General features: G+C 69.0%; 13 protein-coding genes and 3 pseudogenes. 7 read left to right on the forward strand and 9 right to left on the reverse strand.

All coding sequences use genetic code 11. From position 1 onward, the window contains the following. Positions 1–22: 22 nt before the first annotated feature. Both QA861_RS29840 and QA861_RS29845 read right to left on the reverse strand, forming a co-directional pair. A complete protein-coding gene (locus QA861_RS29840) occupies positions 23–898 on the reverse strand; it encodes an SCO6745 family protein (RefSeq protein WP_334591784.1) in 876 nt (291 codons plus the stop codon). Continuing rightward, positions 895–2,157, reverse strand: a complete 1,263-nt coding sequence (locus QA861_RS29845; protein WP_334591785.1) for an acyl-CoA dehydrogenase family protein — start codon at positions 2,155–2,157, stop codon at positions 895–897. The genes QA861_RS29840 and QA861_RS29845 overlap by 4 nt, the downstream gene beginning before the upstream one ends. 816 nt (positions 2,158–2,973) lie before the next feature. On the opposite strand from QA861_RS29845, the gene QA861_RS29850 reads away from it, so the two are divergent. The 3 genes from QA861_RS29850 (at position 2,974) to QA861_RS29860 (ending at position 6,742) form a co-directional block, all read left to right on the forward strand. Next, entirely contained in the window at positions 2,974–4,383 is a 1,410-nt protein-coding gene (locus QA861_RS29850; RefSeq protein WP_334591786.1) for a family 2B encapsulin nanocompartment shell protein, read from the forward strand. Positions 4,384–4,480: 97 nt separating this feature from the next. Then, entirely contained in the window at positions 4,481–5,821 is a 1,341-nt protein-coding gene (locus QA861_RS29855) for a family 2 encapsulin nanocompartment cargo protein terpene cyclase (protein WP_334591787.1), read from the forward strand. Between the two features lie 18 nt (positions 5,822–5,839). Then, entirely contained in the window at positions 5,840–6,742 is a 903-nt protein-coding gene (locus tag QA861_RS29860; RefSeq protein WP_334591788.1) for a geranyl diphosphate 2-C-methyltransferase, read from the forward strand. Positions 6,743–6,831: 89 nt separating this feature from the next. On the opposite strand, the gene QA861_RS29865 is transcribed toward QA861_RS29860, so the two are convergent. The 4 genes and pseudogenes from QA861_RS29865 to QA861_RS29885 form a co-directional block, all read right to left on the reverse strand. Further along, complete coding sequence (locus QA861_RS29865) at positions 6,832–7,635, reverse strand: FadR/GntR family transcriptional regulator (protein WP_334591789.1); 804 nt, start codon at positions 7,633–7,635, stop codon at positions 6,832–6,834. 235 nt (positions 7,636–7,870) lie between these two features. Then, positions 7,871–8,050 (reverse strand): hypothetical protein, encoded by a 180-nt coding sequence (locus tag QA861_RS29870; RefSeq protein ID WP_334591790.1) that lies wholly within the window; start codon positions 8,048–8,050, stop codon positions 7,871–7,873. A 350-nt stretch (positions 8,051–8,400) separates the two neighbouring features. Then, a pseudogene (locus QA861_RS47205) lies at positions 8,401–9,407 on the reverse strand (lactate racemase domain-containing protein). Between the two features lie 23 nt (positions 9,408–9,430). Next, a pseudogene (locus QA861_RS29885) lies at positions 9,431–10,152 on the reverse strand (FadR/GntR family transcriptional regulator). A gap of 336 nt (positions 10,153–10,488) precedes the next feature. Here QA861_RS29885 and QA861_RS29890 point away from each other — a divergent pair. Then, positions 10,489–13,377 (forward strand): glycosyl hydrolase family 95 catalytic domain-containing protein, encoded by a 2,889-nt coding sequence (locus QA861_RS29890; RefSeq protein WP_334591792.1) that lies wholly within the window; start codon positions 10,489–10,491, stop codon positions 13,375–13,377. Between the two features lie 221 nt (positions 13,378–13,598). Here QA861_RS29890 and QA861_RS47210 read toward each other — a convergent pair. Next, positions 13,599–13,889: pseudogene (locus QA861_RS47210) on the reverse strand (helix-turn-helix domain-containing protein); the annotation flags it as partial. A 297-nt stretch (positions 13,890–14,186) separates the two neighbouring features. On the opposite strand from QA861_RS47210, the gene QA861_RS29900 reads away from it, so the two are divergent. Then, on the forward strand, positions 14,187–14,405 hold the full coding sequence (locus QA861_RS29900) for a hypothetical protein (protein WP_334591793.1): 219 nt from the start codon (positions 14,187–14,189) through the stop codon (positions 14,403–14,405). Here the strand turns inward: QA861_RS29900 and QA861_RS29905 are convergent. Then, positions 14,397–14,771, reverse strand: coding sequence for a hypothetical protein (locus tag QA861_RS29905; RefSeq protein WP_334591794.1), 375 nt, complete (start codon positions 14,769–14,771; stop codon positions 14,397–14,399). The two genes, QA861_RS29900 and QA861_RS29905, sit on opposite strands and share 9 nt — an antisense overlap. A 2-nt stretch (positions 14,772–14,773) precedes the next feature. On the opposite strand from QA861_RS29905, the gene QA861_RS29910 reads away from it, so the two are divergent. Then, positions 14,774–15,544: a restriction endonuclease gene (locus QA861_RS29910; RefSeq protein WP_334591795.1), complete on the forward strand. Its 771-nt coding sequence runs from the start codon at positions 14,774–14,776 to the stop codon at positions 15,542–15,544. 3 nt (positions 15,545–15,547) lie between these two features. On the opposite strand, the gene QA861_RS29915 is transcribed toward QA861_RS29910, so the two are convergent. Then, complete coding sequence (locus tag QA861_RS29915; protein ID WP_334594881.1) at positions 15,548–15,964, reverse strand: ATP-binding protein; 417 nt, start codon at positions 15,962–15,964, stop codon at positions 15,548–15,550. A 243-nt stretch (positions 15,965–16,207) separates the two neighbouring features. Between QA861_RS29915 and QA861_RS29920 the strand changes: the two genes are divergently transcribed. Further along, positions 16,208–16,378 carry a hypothetical protein gene (locus tag QA861_RS29920; protein WP_044472719.1) on the forward strand — a complete coding sequence of 57 codons (171 nt, stop codon included), beginning with the start codon at positions 16,208–16,210 and terminating at the stop codon, positions 16,376–16,378. Positions 16,379–16,441: the final 63 nt, after the last annotated feature.

Genomic DNA, 16,441 nt, shown 5'->3' on the forward strand with positions numbered 1-16,441 from the left:
GTCGTCCTGGAGGATGCCGGGGTCAGCTGCCGTAGGAGTCCGTGGGTACGGGCAGCGGTAGCCGGAGCGCGTTGATGACGCGTTCGCCGATCGGCCGGAGCAGGGTGTGGAGCCGTCGGGTGCCTGCCGGGCCCAGGGCGTTCCAGGGTGCCGCGGCGAACCGGTCGGTGAGCTCTTCGACCGTGCCCCGGGCCGATCGGCCCTCGGGGGTGAGTTCCCCGTCGGCGTCCAGGAGCCCGCGGTCGCGCAGCCTTCGCTCGCCCTCGGCCCACTCCTCGTCGTTCCAGCCGCGCCTGGCCTGGATGTCCTCCCGGACCTCGCCGCCGGCCGCGGTGATGCTCACCAGCGCCTCGACACCGTCGAACCCGGCGTGCGTCAGCGCGGCGACATGCCCGTCGCCACGGAACTCCCGCAGCGTGGTCGCCGCCTGCCACAGCGCCAGATGCGGTACGGACGAGGGTTCGAGGGCGGCGTTCGCGGCACCGAGTATCCGTCCGGGTACGGTGCACGCCCCTGCGGCGTCCGTCGCGAGTGACGCGGCCTCGGCGAGTTCCGGCCCGTCGAGCACGTCGCCCAGTACCGCGCGCAGCGCCGCGTCGACTCCGGCCAGCCGCGCGGCCAGCACCTTCTCCGGCGCCGCCTTCTCCCACACCGCCGGGACCGTCGCGGCGACCACGCTCGGCCGGAAATGGTAGAACGCGGCGGTGACCACGGGTGCGGTGACCGCGCCGAGCGGTGCCGCGCGTCCACCGAAGTAGCCACGCCAGGTGCCGCTCAACCCGACGCCCCGGAAGGCCTCGTAGACCTGGGGCGCGTAGTACACCACCGCGTGGTACGGCTCCAGGACGTCGTGCAGCACTCGCGCGGGGTCCCGGCGCGCCACGGTCGGCGCGCTCACCGGGAGGCTCCTTCCAGGAGCGCCTCGTCGGCGCCGGCCACGGAGACCTGCGTGTCCGCCGCATCCGCCAGGTCGGGCGCGTCCGGCGGTGCCGCCGGGAAGTGCAGCAGGCCGGGCAGCCCCCGTTTGTCGATCTCGTTGGCGATCATCAGCCGCTGAACCTCGGAGGTACCCATCCAGATCCGGTCGACGCGCACATCCCGGTAGAGACGCTCCACCGGGTTGTCCCGGATGAATCCGCGCCCTCCGAAGATCTGCACCGCCCTGTCCACGACCCGGCCGGCGGCCTCGGTGGCCGACACCTTGGCCATGGCCACCTTCGCGTTGAGTGTCTTGGGATCCCCGCCCTGGTCGATCTCCCACGCGACCCGGTAGACCAGCATGCGGTTGACTGCGATGTCCGTCGCGGAGTCCGCCAGCATGGCCTGGATCAACTGGTGCTTGATGATGGGCTTTCCGCCCTGCACCCGCTCACGCGCCCAGTCGGCGGCCAGCCGCAGGGCACGCTCGGCGGCGCCCACCGCGTGCGCCGCGACCAGCACCCTTTCCTCGAAGAACGTCGCCTGGACCAGCGCGAGTCCGTCGCCCACCGAGCCGAGGACGGCGTCCTCGCCGACCTCGACGCCATCGAGGGCGAAGTGCGGGTGCTCGTAGGCGAAGTTGTGGGAGTAGCGCGGGGTTTCGAGGAGCCGTACACCGGGCGCGTCCTTGTCGACGAGGAACATCGTCGGAGCGGCGTCGGGCTGGACCACCGCCAGCACGATCAGATAGTCGGCCACGTCGCCCATGGTCACGAACCACTTCTCGCCCGTGATGCGGTATCCGCCGGGCCTGCGCTGCGCCACGGTCGCGATCCGCCGGGGATCGGAGCCCGCCTCGGGTTCGGTGATGGCCCGGGCCCCGAACCGCTCGCCGCGGTTCTCCGGGAACAGATAGCGTTCCCGCTGCTCGGGGGTCGAGGCCAGCAGGGCGGCGGCGGTGGGGCGCCACACCGCCGCCCACAGTCCGTTGGTGAGCGTCCCCAACTCCTCTTCCACGGTGACCTGTTCGGTCCAGCTCAGCCCGGCGCCACCCCACTCGACCGGCGCGTTCATCGCCTGCAGACCGCTGTCCAGCACGATCTGGCGCAGGGCGGCTCGGCTCTCGGGGCCGAGGCCGCCCGACGTCTCGCACTCGTCCTCGTAGCCCGCGATCTTCTGCGCGAGATCGACAGCGCTTTCCTTCAGCCGGACGAGCCGCGGTGAATAGGAGAAATCCATCGGAAGTGCCTCTCTGGGCGTGCGAACGCGCTTGCGCACAGTGGCTGTACGGGGCGGCAGAACCTCGGGGCGGAGGGGGCAGGTACGGATCTCGCGCCTCGGCCCCTGGAACATGGAGGGGGCCGACCGGCCCAGCGGCCGGGTCGGGTCACGAACTCTTCTCGATGGGTCCCACCATGGCCGCAACCCGCCCCACCCGGCTACCCCCGCATGAGGGTGAAACGGAACGGGGTATTCGACAGCGGAGGTGTCGACGGCAGGCCCAGCGTGAACCGGTTCCGCGAGTCACCCCGCGCTACTGACGCCTCGTCATATGCCATATGCCTGCGCCCCCTTGACGAACCCGGGGGCCTTGCTGGAATGTTCCCCACGACCACAGGGCCGCCGGCAGCCGAGCCACGCCCGATGCGCGGGTGCCCCCGGCCCCGCTACGTCGCCGCTCGGCGCGAGACGCGAGCACGCGCCGACCGGGTCGACGTCGTAGCACCTCGGCACGTCACCCGAAAAGCGGTCGCGTCGACAAAATGGCCAATTCCTGCGTCCGGCAAGGGTTTCGCAGTGGAAGCCGAGCGGTCGCTCGCCGGGACTCGCCGCCCCGAACGAGGCCGAATCCTGTCGGTACCCGGGCAAACATCGTGCGGGCGCGATCATCGTATCGAGTTAACGTCGCCGACTTTCCTTGGTACACGGGACGAAGCGGCCACTACTGTTCACCTGGGTCTGGACGGATTCCCCCTCGAAAACCCTCTTTCTCCTGTTTGGTCCGATGAGCCCATGCAGGTGTCATCACCGCCCTGAACTAGGAGAGCTCGCCCGATGACTGTTGACTCGATCCCGGACGCGCAGCTGGAGCCACCCCGGCAGTCCCTCGGCACGGCGGCCGCCCGCAACCTCGCCACCACCACCAAGTCCGCCCCGCAGATGCAGGAGATCACCTCCCGCTGGCTGCTGCGGATGCTCCCCTGGGTGGAGACCAAGGGCGGGGCCTACCGGGTGAACCGTCGCCTCACCTACACCGTCGGCGACGGGAGCGTGGAGTTCGTCCAGGACGGCGCGGATGTCCGGGTGATCCCCCATCAACTCGGTGAACTGGCCCTGCTGCGCGGCTTCGACGACGTGGAGGTACTGACCGCCCTCGCCGAGCGGTGCGTCCAACGCGACTTCCGGATCGGCGAGACGCTGGTGGAGCGCGGTGCGCCCGCGCATCAACTCCACCTGATCGCCCACGGCCGCATCAGCCGGACCTCCGTCGGCGGGTACGGCGACGAGGTCGCCCTGGACGTACTCGCCAATGGCGACCGGTTCGGGGATCACGCCCTGCTGGACGGGAACGCCCCGTGGGACCACACCGCCACCGCCGTGACCTCGGGCACCCTGCTCACCCTGTCGCGCGCCGACTTCGAAGCCGTGCTGTCCATGGCGCCGGGCCTCCGGGACCACATCGAGGAGTTCAGATCCCTTCCGCGTCAACGGCAGAACCACCGCGGCGAGGCGGAGATCGCGATGTCGGCCGGCCACACCGGCGAGCATGATCTGCCCGGCACGTTCGTCGACTACGAGCTGAACCCGCGCGAGTACGAACTGTCGGTCGCCCAGACCATTCTGCGGATCCACACGAGGGTCGCCGACCTCTACAACGGGCCGATGAACCAGACCGAGGAGCAACTCAGGCTCACCGTCGAGGCGTTGCGCGAGCGCCAGGAGCATGAGCTGATCAACAACAGGGAGTTCGGTCTGCTCCACAACGCCGACTTCAAGCAGCGTATCCAGACGCACTCCGGGCCGCCGACCCCGGACGACATGGACGAGCTGCTCTGTCGGCGTCGAGGGTCGAAGTTCTACCTCGCGCACCCCAGGACCATCGCGGCGATCGGGCGTGAGTTCAGCGCGCGCGGGCTCTATCCGGACCACGTCGACCTCGGTGGTCAGCAGGTCCCGGCCTGGCGCGGGGTTCCCATCCTTCCCTGCAACAAGATCCCCGTCACGAGGGAGATGACGAGCTCGATCCTTTGTATGCGGACCGGCGAGGACAACCAGGGCGTCATCGGCCTTCATCAGACGGGTCTGCCGGACGAGTACGAACCGGGTCTGTCCGTCCGCTTCATGGGCGTCAACGAGCAGGCGATCACCTCCTACCTCGTCAGCGCCTACTACTCGGCCGCCATCCTCGTGCCGGACGCGGTCGGCGTGCTGGAGAACGTGCAGATCGCCCGCCGGCCCAGGTAGCCCGGCCTGCGAAGCACGGCGCCCCCGGACCCTCCGAGCAGGTCGCGCATGCCTGACAGGTCCCAGGACAGCCGCCCACCCCACCAAGGAGCCATCGATGCCCGCGCCCGAGCCGACACCTCCACAGTCGAGCCTGCCGGCGGCCGCTGCCCACTTCGGGGCGCAGGTCCTCGCCGAAGCCACGGCCCGCGCCTGCGACATCAAGGCTGCCACCGGGTGCCCACCAGGTGAGTTGTCCTTGCCCGCACCGTCCGCGCTCTCCGTGCCGACGCCGCCTCCCCCCGACGCCCCGACAGCCGTGGTGCCGACAGTCGCGGTACCGCCAGCCGTTGTGCCGACACCGATCCTCGGCCTGGAACGGATCCTGCGCGGCCCCAGCGGCCTGGGCACGGCGGATCTGCGTCTGGTCCTGCGGGAGCAACCGCCCACGCCTTCGGAGCCGCCCGCAGCTTCGGCGGAAGGCATCCCCATCCCGGGCCTCTACCACCACCAGGTGACCGAGCCCGATCCGGTGCGGGTCGAAGAGGTCAGCCGAAGGATCAAGTCATGGGCGTTGGACGAGGTCTCTCTGTATCCCGAGGACCTGGCGGAGCAGTTCGACGGCTTCTCCGTGGGGCGTTACATGGTCGGCTGTCATCCCGACGCACCCACCGTCGACCACCTGATGATCGCCACCCGCCTGATGGTGGCCGAGAACGCGGTGGACGACTACTACTGCGAGGACCACGGGGGTTCGCCTGTCGGCCTCGGCGAACGCCTGCTGCTGGCGCACACGGCACTCGACCCCCTGTACACGACGGAGGAGTACCAGGCGCAGTGGGCGAAGTCGCTCCACGCTGACGCGCCTCGGCGCGCCTACCGCTCCGCCATGGACTACTTCGTCCAGGTGGCCAGTCCCTCCCAGAGCGACCGGTTCCGGCACGACATGGCCCGGCTTCACCTGGGGTATCTCGCCGAAGCCGCCTGGTCGCAGCTGGACCGCGTACCCGAGGTGTGGGAGTACCTGGCGATGCGCCAGTTCAACAACTTCCGCCCCTGCCCGACCATCACCGACACCGTCGGCGGCTACGAGCTGCCGATGGACCTGCATGCCCAGGCCGCCATGCAGAAGGTCATCGCGCTCGCGGGGAACGCGACGACCATCGTGAACGACCTGTACTCGTACACCAAGGAACTCGACGCTCCGGGACGGCACCTGAACCTGCCCGTCGTGATCGCCGAACGTGAGGGCCTCTCCGACCGGGACGCCTATCTGAAGTCGGTCGAGGTCCACAACGACCTCATGCGCGACTTCGAGACCAACTCCGCGGCCCTGGCCGCCGATTGCCCCGTCCCTACTGTGCAGCGCTTCCTGCGGGGCGTGGCCGCGTGGGTCGACGGCAACCACCACTGGCACCGGACCAACACCTATCGCTACAGCCTGCCCGACTTCTGGTAACGACTTCCGGTAAGAAGAATGGACTCATCTGTGACCAGCACGACCAGCACCGAACTCACCGCCACCGACGCTCCTCTGCGCATCCCCGGCCCGGCATCTCCCTACCAGGGGGACATCGCCCGCTACTGGGACGGGGAGGCCAGGCCCGTGAACCTGCGTCTCGGCGATGTCGACGGTCTCTACCACCACCACTACGGCATCGGTGACGTCGACCACTCCGCACTCGGCGATGCCGAGGACAGCGAGAGCGAGAAGAAGCTGATCGCCGAGCTCCACCGCCTGGAGTCGGCGCAGGCCGATCTCCTTCTGGAACACCTCGGCGACATCGGGCGGGATGACACCCTGGTGGACGCCGGCTGCGGGCGCGGCGGGTCGATGGTGATGGCGCATCAACGCTTCGGATGCAAGGTCGAAGGTGTCACGCTGTCGGCCAAGCAGGCCGACTTCGCCAACCGGCGTGCCCGCGAACTCCGCATCCAGGACCATGTCCGCGCCCGCGTCTGCAACATGCTCTCCACCCCCTTCGAGACCGGTCAGGCCGCCGCCTCGTGGAACAACGAGTCGAGCATGTACGTCGATCTGCAGGACCTCTTCGCGGAACACTCCCGCGTCCTCAAGGTCGGCGGTCGCTACGTGACCATCACCGGCTGCTGGAACCCTCGGTACGGCCAGCCTTCGAAGTGGGTGTCCCAGATCAACGCGCACTTCGAGTGCAACATCCACTCGCGCAGGGAGTACCTGCGTGCCATGGCGGACAATCGTCTGGTGCCTCAGGCGGTCATCGATCTCACGCCAGACACTCTGCCCTACTGGGAACTGCGGGCAACGTCCTCGCTGGTCACGGGAATTGAGGACTCGTTCATCAACTCGTACAAGGACGGGTCCTTCCAGTACGTCCTCATCGCCGCCGACCGGGTCTGACCTACGTCTGTCCTTCTGCCACCGGGTCACGGCCGGGCGGCACAGTCCGCCCGGCCGTGCGGGACTCCCGGCTCCCCTGGAGTCCGGCGCTAGCCGAACAGACGGCGCTGGATCTCCCGTCGGTAGTCCTCCAGCGTCCTGTCCAGGTGTACGGCCGTGGCCTCGGCCGCCTCGTCGGGCCGGCCGTCGCGGATGGCCCGGTAGATCGCCTCGTGCTCCTCGACCGCCAACCCGGTGTGGGTGCTGAACGTGTCGTGGATACCGATCGCGCTCGACTGCCGCTGCAGACGGCGCGCGTCACGCACAGCGCTGACCAGGAAGGTGTTGTGCGAGGCCGCCGCCACCGCCATATGGAAGTCCTCGTCCCCCTGATTGAACACCTCGACCTCGCCGTGCTCGTACCCGTGCCGACACTGCCGCATGGCAACTTCGACGGCACGCAGCTCGGCGGGCGTGGCACGGGTCGCCGCCAGGCTGCTCGCAGCGACCTCCTGAACCCTGCGGAACTCGAACAGCATCAGGACATGATCAAGGTCGACCGGGCGGAAGAAGCCTCCCCAACGGCTCGTGACGAGCATCCCCTCATCGTCCGCGACAAACAGACCACGCCCCTTGTGCGCCCGGACACGACCGAGCGCCGAAAGAATCTTCACAGCCTCCCGCACCACCGCCCTGCTCGTGTCCAACCGCTGAGCCAGATCAATCTCCGTAGGCAACCGGTCACCCGCCACCAACCGCGACTCGGCGATGAACTCAAGAATCCGCTCCGCCACGATTTCGTAACCGGGCCGGTAGTCGCCCCGCTCCTCTTTGCCGTTGCCCTGGGCAGCCGCAGCGGGAGGAACGGGAGCCTGCGTCGGCAGGGCCGATTCAGTCGCCGGCGTGTCGTCCATCTGTCCTGCCTCCGGGTGACTGCGTCGAGAGCGGCTGACCGCCGTGAAGCCGCACGCATCGTACCCTAACCCAATATATGTCGTACTTATCATGACCCAGATTCATGTCTACAAGGCCGACTCAACGTCGCGCAAGAGAACCGTTTATCACGTATTTGGCAGCCAAAAGAAGCAACGCATTATTTTCTTGACTTGCGCCGCCATGGGGCGGCTAATTCACTGATGCCGTTTTCCGTTACGTCTCGGAATTGAGCCGCCCTGAGCGGAACGGCTCGACTCGGTACGGCAGTCCGCGGAAGCCCGCGGCGGCAAGCGCTCGGGCGATCGACGGGAGTTCCGTGACCCGGTCGACGATCGAGGGGTCGACTTCGAGGCGGGCGGTGTCGCCCAGGTCGCGGACCCGGAGGTCGCTCACGTTCAGGCCGGCCTCGGCCAGGAGCCCGCGTACGGCGACCTCTGCCCGGTCGACCCGGGCCAGACGGTGCGGGGTGACCTCGATGCCGTAGCGGATCCGGCTCGCCAGGCAGGGGGTCGCCGGTTTGTCCCAGGTGGGCAGTGACCAGGCGCTGCTGAGCCGGCGTACGGCCGCCTTGTCGAGGCCGGTGTCGAGAGGAGCGGGGTGTGGATCGCGCGTTCCCGGCCGGCCCGGATGCCCGGCCGGTGGGGGTCGCGGGCGTCGTCCACGTTGGTGCCGGTGGCCACCTGGTCGAAGCCGTGGTCGCGGGCCAGCGCACCGATGGTGTCCAGGACCGTCGACTTGCAGAACTAGCAGCGGTCTGGTCCGTTGGCCCGGTAGCCGGGGCGGGCGAGTTCGCGGGTTCGTGGGGTCAGATGAGTGACTCCCAGGTCGTCGGCGAGGAGGCGTGCGCGGTCGAGTTCACCGTCGGCGAGGCTCTCCGAGACGGCGGTGACAGCGAGGACCCGGTTCGCTCCGAGAGCGCGTACGGCGGCGGCGAGGACGAGGGCGAAGTCCGCGCCGCCCGAATAGGCCACGGCGAGCGGGCCGATGGCTCGCATACGGTCCAGCAGGCGCTGTTCCGGGCTCTGTCGGGCCGCGTCGTGCAGGACCAGCAAGGTCTCCAGCGCGGCGAGGCCGGGGGCGACGAGTTTCGGGCCGCCCGAGAAGCCGGCGAAGAAGTGCGGCTCCACGAAGCCGGTGGTGATCCGGACATCAGCCTCCACCCACTCGCGGTTCAGCCACACCGGTACGCCGTCGCCGTACGTCCCCATCCAGGTCAGCTGACCGAGGTCGCGGGCGTCGTGGTTGACGATGCGTACGCCGTCGACGATCTCGTCGCCGAACATCTGGCGCAACTCGGCCTCCTGTTGCCGCGGTGGGTGCCGGTGGCGACGAGAATGACGATGTCCTCGGGGCGGACGATGCCGTCGAGTTCGTCGAGGACGGCCGGGATCATCAGGTGACGTGGCTGGGGCCGGGTGCCGTCGCAGGCCGAGATCGCCACGATCTGCCCCGGCCGCACCCGCTCGCGCAGGGGCGGCCCGGCGACCGGGGAGCGCAGGGCCGCACGCAGTACGGCCCTCTGATCCGCGGCGGCCTCGTGGTGGACGGGTTTTCGACGGTCGCCCTGCGCGGGTCCACGTCGATGTCCAGCCCCGACCGCCCGTAGGCCAGGCGTACTTTCACGGTGCGTCCTTCTGTAGTCGGTAGGCGCGTGCCGCCGAAGACCTCGGCGCGTTCGGCGGCGTTCAGCGCGGAGGTCAACCCCTCTGCGGTGCGCATGACCTCGTGGTACGAGGCAGCCGCCAGACACACCGCCCAGTCAGATCCTCCGGGTCAGCCGTTGCCCCTGGCGGCATCCTGCGGAAGGGCGTCGGCCTCCCGGCCCCAGTGCTCGCGCAGCCACCGCTCCGTGGTGGAGACGTGCAGGAGCGCGGCGGCCTGCGCGAGTACGGCGTCGCCGGCGGCCAGCGCCTGGTAGATGGCCTCGTGTTCGGCGAGGGTGCGGGCAGCGGCGTTGTCGTCGACCAGGCCGCGCCAGATGCGGGCGCGCACGGTGAGGCTGGAGATGCCCTCCAGCAGGGTGGCGAGGGTGGCGTTGCCGGTGGCCGCGATCACCGTCCGGTGGAAGGCGGCGTCGTGCTCGTTGAGCCGCTCGACGTCGTCGTGGGCGGCACGCATCGCCTCCAGGTGCCGCCCCACCTCGTCGAGCTGAGCGGCCGAGATCCGGGTCGCGGCCAGCCCCGTGGCGACCGGTTCGAACAGCTGGCGGACCTCGGTGAGCTCCAGCAGGGTGTCGCCGTGCAGCAGTTCGACGGCGGTCCGATGCCGCTCAGCAGCAGCTCCGGTTCCAGGCCGGTCACATAGGTGCCGTCGCCACGCCGGATCTCCAGTACACGCGCGACGACCAGCGCCTTGACCGCTTCCCGGGTGAGGTTGCGCGACAGCCCCAGCTCGGCGGCGAGCAGCTGCTCCGGCGGCAGCTTGGCACCCGGCGACAGCTCACCGGACTGGATGAGCTCCCTGATGCGGTCGATGGCCTTGCCGGTCAGTGACATACGTGGCTGTTCCCTCCGGTACGTACCCACGGCACCGTAGCAATACATCCCATGGATCCGGAAGGGACGGAATGGTCCACTCTGCCGCCATCACTCTTCAACCGTCGCCATCGTCCCAGGTCACCGGAGTTCAAATCAACAATCTCCACTCCGGCTATGGACACCGACGCCGGAGCCATTCTTAGATCCATCCCATGTTCAATAGGGGGCGCTGTATATCCTGCGCCGAGCCCGGCCACGCCGAACGCACCGCGCACCTACTGAAGGCCGAGGCGCTCGACGTCCCGGTCCGCCCGACACCCGTACCCCGCACCGCCTGACAAAGGAGTTCCCGCGATGGACGTTCCTCTGGACCGCAGACACTTCCTCACCGCCGCCGCGCTGACCGCGGGAACAGCCGCCCTCCCCGGCGGTTTCCTCTCCGGGAAAGCCTCGGCAGCCGTACCACCGCAGATCACCCTCCCCGACCGCGGCATCTACGACACCTCCCCCGCGTCCTCCTGGACCGACGGCTTCCTCAGCGGCAACGGCGAGTACGGCGCCATCCTCCACGGGGCGGCCACGCTGGAGAAGGTGGTCTTCAACCACCAGGGCCTGGTGCTGCCGAACGGCACCCGCACCGTGAAGCCGCCCGTCCTCTCCGGCCGCCTGGAGGGCGTACGAAACAAAGCGCTGGCCGGGGACTACGCCGGCGCGAACACCGACTTCGCCGCCGGATGGTCACTGCGCTGGACGCAGACCTACCATCCCGCGTACGAGCTGCTCATCGCCACCCCGGGCATGACCACGGTCAACAACTACGGCCGGGTCACCGACTTCCGTACCGGTGAGGTCAGCTCCAGCTGGACCGACCAGTACGGCACCTGGACCCGCCGGGCCTTCGTCTCCCGCGCCGACAACGTGATCGTCCATGAGCTGATCCCCGCGCCCGGCCGCACGGTGGACACGACGCTGAGTGTCAACACCGCCCTCGCGGGGGTGCCCGGCGATGTCGGCTTCACCACCCGCGCCACGATGAGCAACGGCTCCGGCTACCTCAACCTGCGCGGCACCTACCCCTCCGGGCAGGGCGCCTTCGGCTACGAGGGCGTCACCCGCGTCGTCGCCACGGGCTCCGGCTCCTCCGTCAGCGTCAGTGGAGCCGGCATCGTCGTCGCCAGGGCGACCGGTGTGATCCTGCTGACCAAGCTGGACCGCTACGAGTCCTCCACCGCCTGGGACTCGGAGCCGCTGCACGCCGAGTTGGCCGCACTCGGCACCACCTACACCACGCTGCGCTCCGCGCACACCGCGATCCACGCCGAGCTGTACGACCGCTCCCGCCTCGACCTGAACGTGTCCGACGCCGACCGCAAGCTGTCCGTCGGCGAGCTGACAGCCCGCCAGAACGCCAGTCGGGGCGTCATCGACATCGCCTTGCTGGAGCGGCTCTACGACTCCGGCCGCTATCTCTTCATCAGCTCCAGCGGTGTCGGTCCGCCTCGTCTCACCGGCATCTGGACGGGCTCCTGGAACGGCGCCTGGGCCGACGACTTCACCACCGACGCCAACGTCAACCTCCAGGTCGCGGGCGGCAACATCCTCGACCTCACCGACGTCATGGAGGGGTACTTCAACCTGGTCCTCGACCAGCTCGACGACTGGAGAACCAACGCCACCAACCTGTACGGCGTTCGCGGTTTCCTCGCTCCCTCCCGGACCGACGGCGAGTACGGCCACATGCTCCACTTCGACAACAGCGGCTTCCCGGGCCAGTGCTGGACCGGCGGCGCCGACTGGCTGCTGTATCCGTTGCTGGAGTACTACGAGGTCACCGGCGACAGCGACTTCTACCGCACCAAGCTGGCCCCCGCTCTGATGGAACTCGCCCTGTTCTACGAGGACTTCCTCACCCGCACCGACGCGAACGGCAAGGCCGTCTTCGTCCCTTCCTTCTCCATGGAGAACTCGCCCGGCAACACCGGCGTGTGCCTGTCGATCAACGCGACCGGCGACATCATGGCCGGCAAGCACGCCCTGCAGGCCGCCATCGACGCGGCCGACGCTCTGGGCGTCGAGCAGGGCAGCGGGCAGGGCGTGGCTCGCTGGACTGCTCTGCTCCAGAAGATCCCCGCCTACCGCGTCAACAGCGACAGCGCGCTCGCCGAATGGTCCTGGCCCACGCTGACCGACCGCTACAACCACCGGCATGTCCAGCACCTCTACGGTGCCTGGCCGTTGCACGAGATCAATCCCGAGGAGGAACCCACACTCGTCCGCCCCGCGCTCAAGGCCCTCGAAAAGCGCGGCGACCAGAACATCTCCGCCCACGGCAGCCTGCACCGCGCCCTGGCGGGCGCCCGGCTCAAGGACGGCGGCAAGGTCTACGACAACCTGAAGAAGATCATCGGCAACAACATGGTCTTCAAGTCGCTGATGACCTCCCACAACCCGAACCTCGACATCTACAACGCCGACGCCGCCAACGCCTTCCCCGGTGTACTGGCCGAGTCCCTGATCTACTCGCGTCCCGGCGTCCTGGAGATCCTGCCCGCCCTGCCCGACCAGCTCGCCAAGGGGTCCATCACCGGCGTCCGGGCGCGCGGCCGGATCCGCGTCCACACCTTCGACTGGGACCTGTCCGCGCGCGCCGCCACCCTGTCCGTCACCTCCGCGATCGACCAGACCGTCACCCTCATCAGCCGCCGGGGCATGACATCGGTGACCACCTCGGCGACCGTGGCCTCCTCACCCCTGGGCACCCACGCCCGCAAGGTGTCACTGACAGCCGGACAACGGACCGACATCACCGTCTCCCTGCTGACCGGCTGGTTCAAGCTGGTCAACCGGCGAAGCGGCAAGGTCCTCGACATCTCCGGCGCCAGTACCGCCAACGGCGGCAAGGCCGTCCAGTGGAGCTGGTCCGGCGCCGTCAACCAGCAGTGGCGCTTCCTGCCCAACCCCGACGGCTCCTTCCGTATCACCGCCCGCCACAGCGGCCGCCTGCTGGACAGCCCCGGCGGATCCGGCCAGGGCGACCAACTCGACCAGTGGCAGGACACCAACAGCGACAACCAATGGTGGAAGCTCGTCGACACGGGCGACGGCTACCACCGCCTCGTCAACGTCCGCAACGCCACCTGGTGCGCCGACATGGACAGCGGATCGACGACAGACGGCGCCCGCGTCATCCAGTGGCCCATCGACACCGGGACGAGCCAGGAATGGCAGATCACTGGTCTGTGATGACTCCCGGATGAGCGGCATTCATTTCTCCAGGCCCTCGCACCGCCTTCACCGTGAACCTGCACGGCGGCACCTCCCCCTCACCGGGAAGAGCGCGTTCGGTGTCGGCGGCTCCGGGGCGAACGCTCCGTCATCGAGGTACCCGCCTTCAGCGCGACGGCCGCGATATCACGCGGAAAACACGCGGAAAACTCCCGGATTCCGCCCCTGGGAGATCGCTGTCACTGTCGCCCCGGGTGGGTCTGGCGGAACGTACCCGGGGTCTCCCCGGTGCAGCGGGTGAAGAACTTGCCGAAGTTGGTAGGTTCCGGAAACCCGAGGCGTCGGGCGATGGTCGCCACCGGTTCGTCCGTATGGGCGAGAAGCCGCTGGGCCTCCAGAGCGACACGGGCGTCGATGACGTGCTTGACCGGCTGCCCGGTGGCGGCCGTGCAGGCGCGGGTGAGGGTCTTGACGGTGTAGCCGAGGCGGTGGGCGTAGTCGGCGGCGCGGCGGGTGGCGACAGCGGTGCGCGTCCCGTCGTCCTCCCATGCCCCCGCATTGACACTCTCCAGCAGGGAGAGCGTCAGGGCTTCCAGGGCGGCGCTGAGCACCGGCGCGGGCAGCTGGTCGTGAAGCACCCCTTCGCGCTGTCCGCGCTCCAGGATCGCGGTGGCCTCGGTGCGGGCCGGGGCGAGGATCTCGGACACCCGCTCCGCACCCAGATCCTGGCGGGCGAGCGCGAGGAGCAGCCGATAGCGGTCTCCGACGGCCCAGATCGACAGGACCCTCATCACTCGTGCCGAGCACCGCAGGCGCTGGACTCCGCCGTGAGTGCCATCGGCGCGGGTGGGCGGGTGGTATGCCGTACCACCCGCCCACCGAAGCTCAGCGGCCTCGAACGTGAGGTCCTGGTGGCCATCCGCCGGGGCTGGACGAATACGGAGGCAGTGATCACGGCGTACGACGCCGGGCTGGTCAGAGCCAGGTCCTGGCCCGTCCACCACCGGGGCGACGACCTCGACGCGGGGCTCGGCGCCTCAGGGTGACGGTGCCGCCTCGGGAGTGCGGGCGGCGGCGAGTACCTCAGGCAGGGGCAGCGCCAGGGCGGCGGCCAGTTCGGCCAGCTCCGCTCGCGTGGGATGGACCGGACCGCTTGCCCCGTCCTGGGCGAAGACCCGGATACGGGGGGTACGGATACCTGTCCGGGTGGCGAGGGCCTGCGCGTTCAGGTGACGACGCCGCATGCCCTGCTGCAGCAACTCCGAAAGATCAGCCATCCGCTTCTTCTGCCCCGCCCTGACCTTTTCATCCGGTACACCCGGCTGAACGATGACGATCACGAAGCCGATGAAGAACTCGATCTTGGGCAGATGCGGGAAGTGATCTTCCTCCTCGTTTCCAGGAAAGGGCATACGTGACCGCGACCACGCGTCGTACACCGCCTGCGAACCCCCGGCACGGGTTCGACCTCCGCTCGACCGCCCTGTTCTTCGTCTTCCTCGCCATGATCATGACCGTCCTGGGTTTCGCGGCCCGCATGCTGGCCGGCGCCGTCGACCGGCGACCCGCCTGGGTGTTCGTCCTGGTCGTCGTGGGTGTGGCGGGCTTCGTGGGCATGCGCCGCCGGTTGCACGTGGCGAGAGCGGCGCGCCAGGCGGCGGCCGCGCTCGACGAGGCGGCGCGGGAGGCCGCCGACGAACTGGGGTCTCTGACGATTCCCCGTCAGCGCCCGGCCACCGAAGTCACCGTCGACCACGACGCACTGACGCCGGAGGAGTTCGAGGAGGCCGTCGCCGCCCTCTGTGAACGCGACGGCTGCTCCGCCGTCGAGGTGGTGGGCGGGGCCGGGGACCTCGCCGCCGATGTCGTGGCCGTGACCCCTGACGGGCGCCGCGTGGTCATCCAGTGCAAGCGCTACGGCGACTCGCACCGGGTCGGCTCCCAGGATCTTCAGCGCTTCGGCGGCACGTGCTTCACCGTCCACGAGGCCGACGTCGCCGCGCTGGTCACCACGAGCGACTTCACCGATCCGGCGATGGAGTACGCCGACCGATGCGGGATCGTGTGCGTGGACCGGGAGACCCTCCAGGCCTGGACGGACGGCACCGGTCCCCAGCCCTGGGAGATCGCCCAGGGCGCCCAGCTCACTCAGGACGACCTGGCGGCCGGGTCCGGCTCCGGGTGACGCTCAGTCTTCGCCCGGCCGGTCCGCGCCGGCCGGGCGGAAGCACGCCGACACCGTCTTGCCGTGCCGCTGACACTTCATCTGCAACTCGTCGGCGAGCATCCGTACGATCCCCACTCCGCGGCCGGAGGTCTCGCCCGGCTGCGGGTCACGCTGGCTCGGCAGTGTCGGGTCCTCGTCATGGACGTTCACATGGAGGCAGTCGCCGTCCCAGGTGAGGATCAGACGTGCGTCGCTGCACGCGTGGACATGTGCGTTGGTGAGGAGTTCGGACACCGTCAGGACGACGGCGTCCACCGTCTCGGGCTCGTCAGCGGTCCAGGGGAGCGACTCCAACTGCCTTCGCGCCCAGTGCCGACCGGCGCGTACGCCCCCTGAGGCGGGAAACGAATGCGCCCAGCCCATCGCCTTGATCACCACCGGCTTTCCCCTTCCTGTCATCCGCACCCAACTCGTACATATCGCGTGCCCGCCAGCCGCGATCCCAGACGTCCGGCGACCGGCGCCTTGCCGTGCGGGTGCCATGCGGATGCCGTGCGAGGGCCGTGCGAGCCGGGCTGAACGCAGCCCGCCGGATGCCCCGAGCAGCGAATAAGAAACAGATAAATTCCGGTGTGTGCGCAGATCATGACGGGGCACACGGCGGAACGGAGGTTGATAACAATGGTTCCCCTGATACTCGTTCTGCTTCTCGCCCTGATCCTCTTCGGCGCCGGGTTCGCCCTGAAGGCCCTGTGGTGGATCGCCGTGATCGTGCTGGTGATCTGGCTGGTCGGTTTTCTCGCTCGCTCCACCGGAGCGGGCGGAAAGCGAGGCCGCTGGTATCGCTGGTAGATCGCGGCCATAGAGGCTCAAGGAGGGGTGGGGGCACACCGAAAGCCGGTGTGCCCCCACCCT

This window comes from Streptomyces sp. B21-083 (assembly GCF_036898825.1).
Classification (GTDB): domain Bacteria; phylum Actinomycetota; class Actinomycetes; order Streptomycetales; family Streptomycetaceae; genus Streptomyces.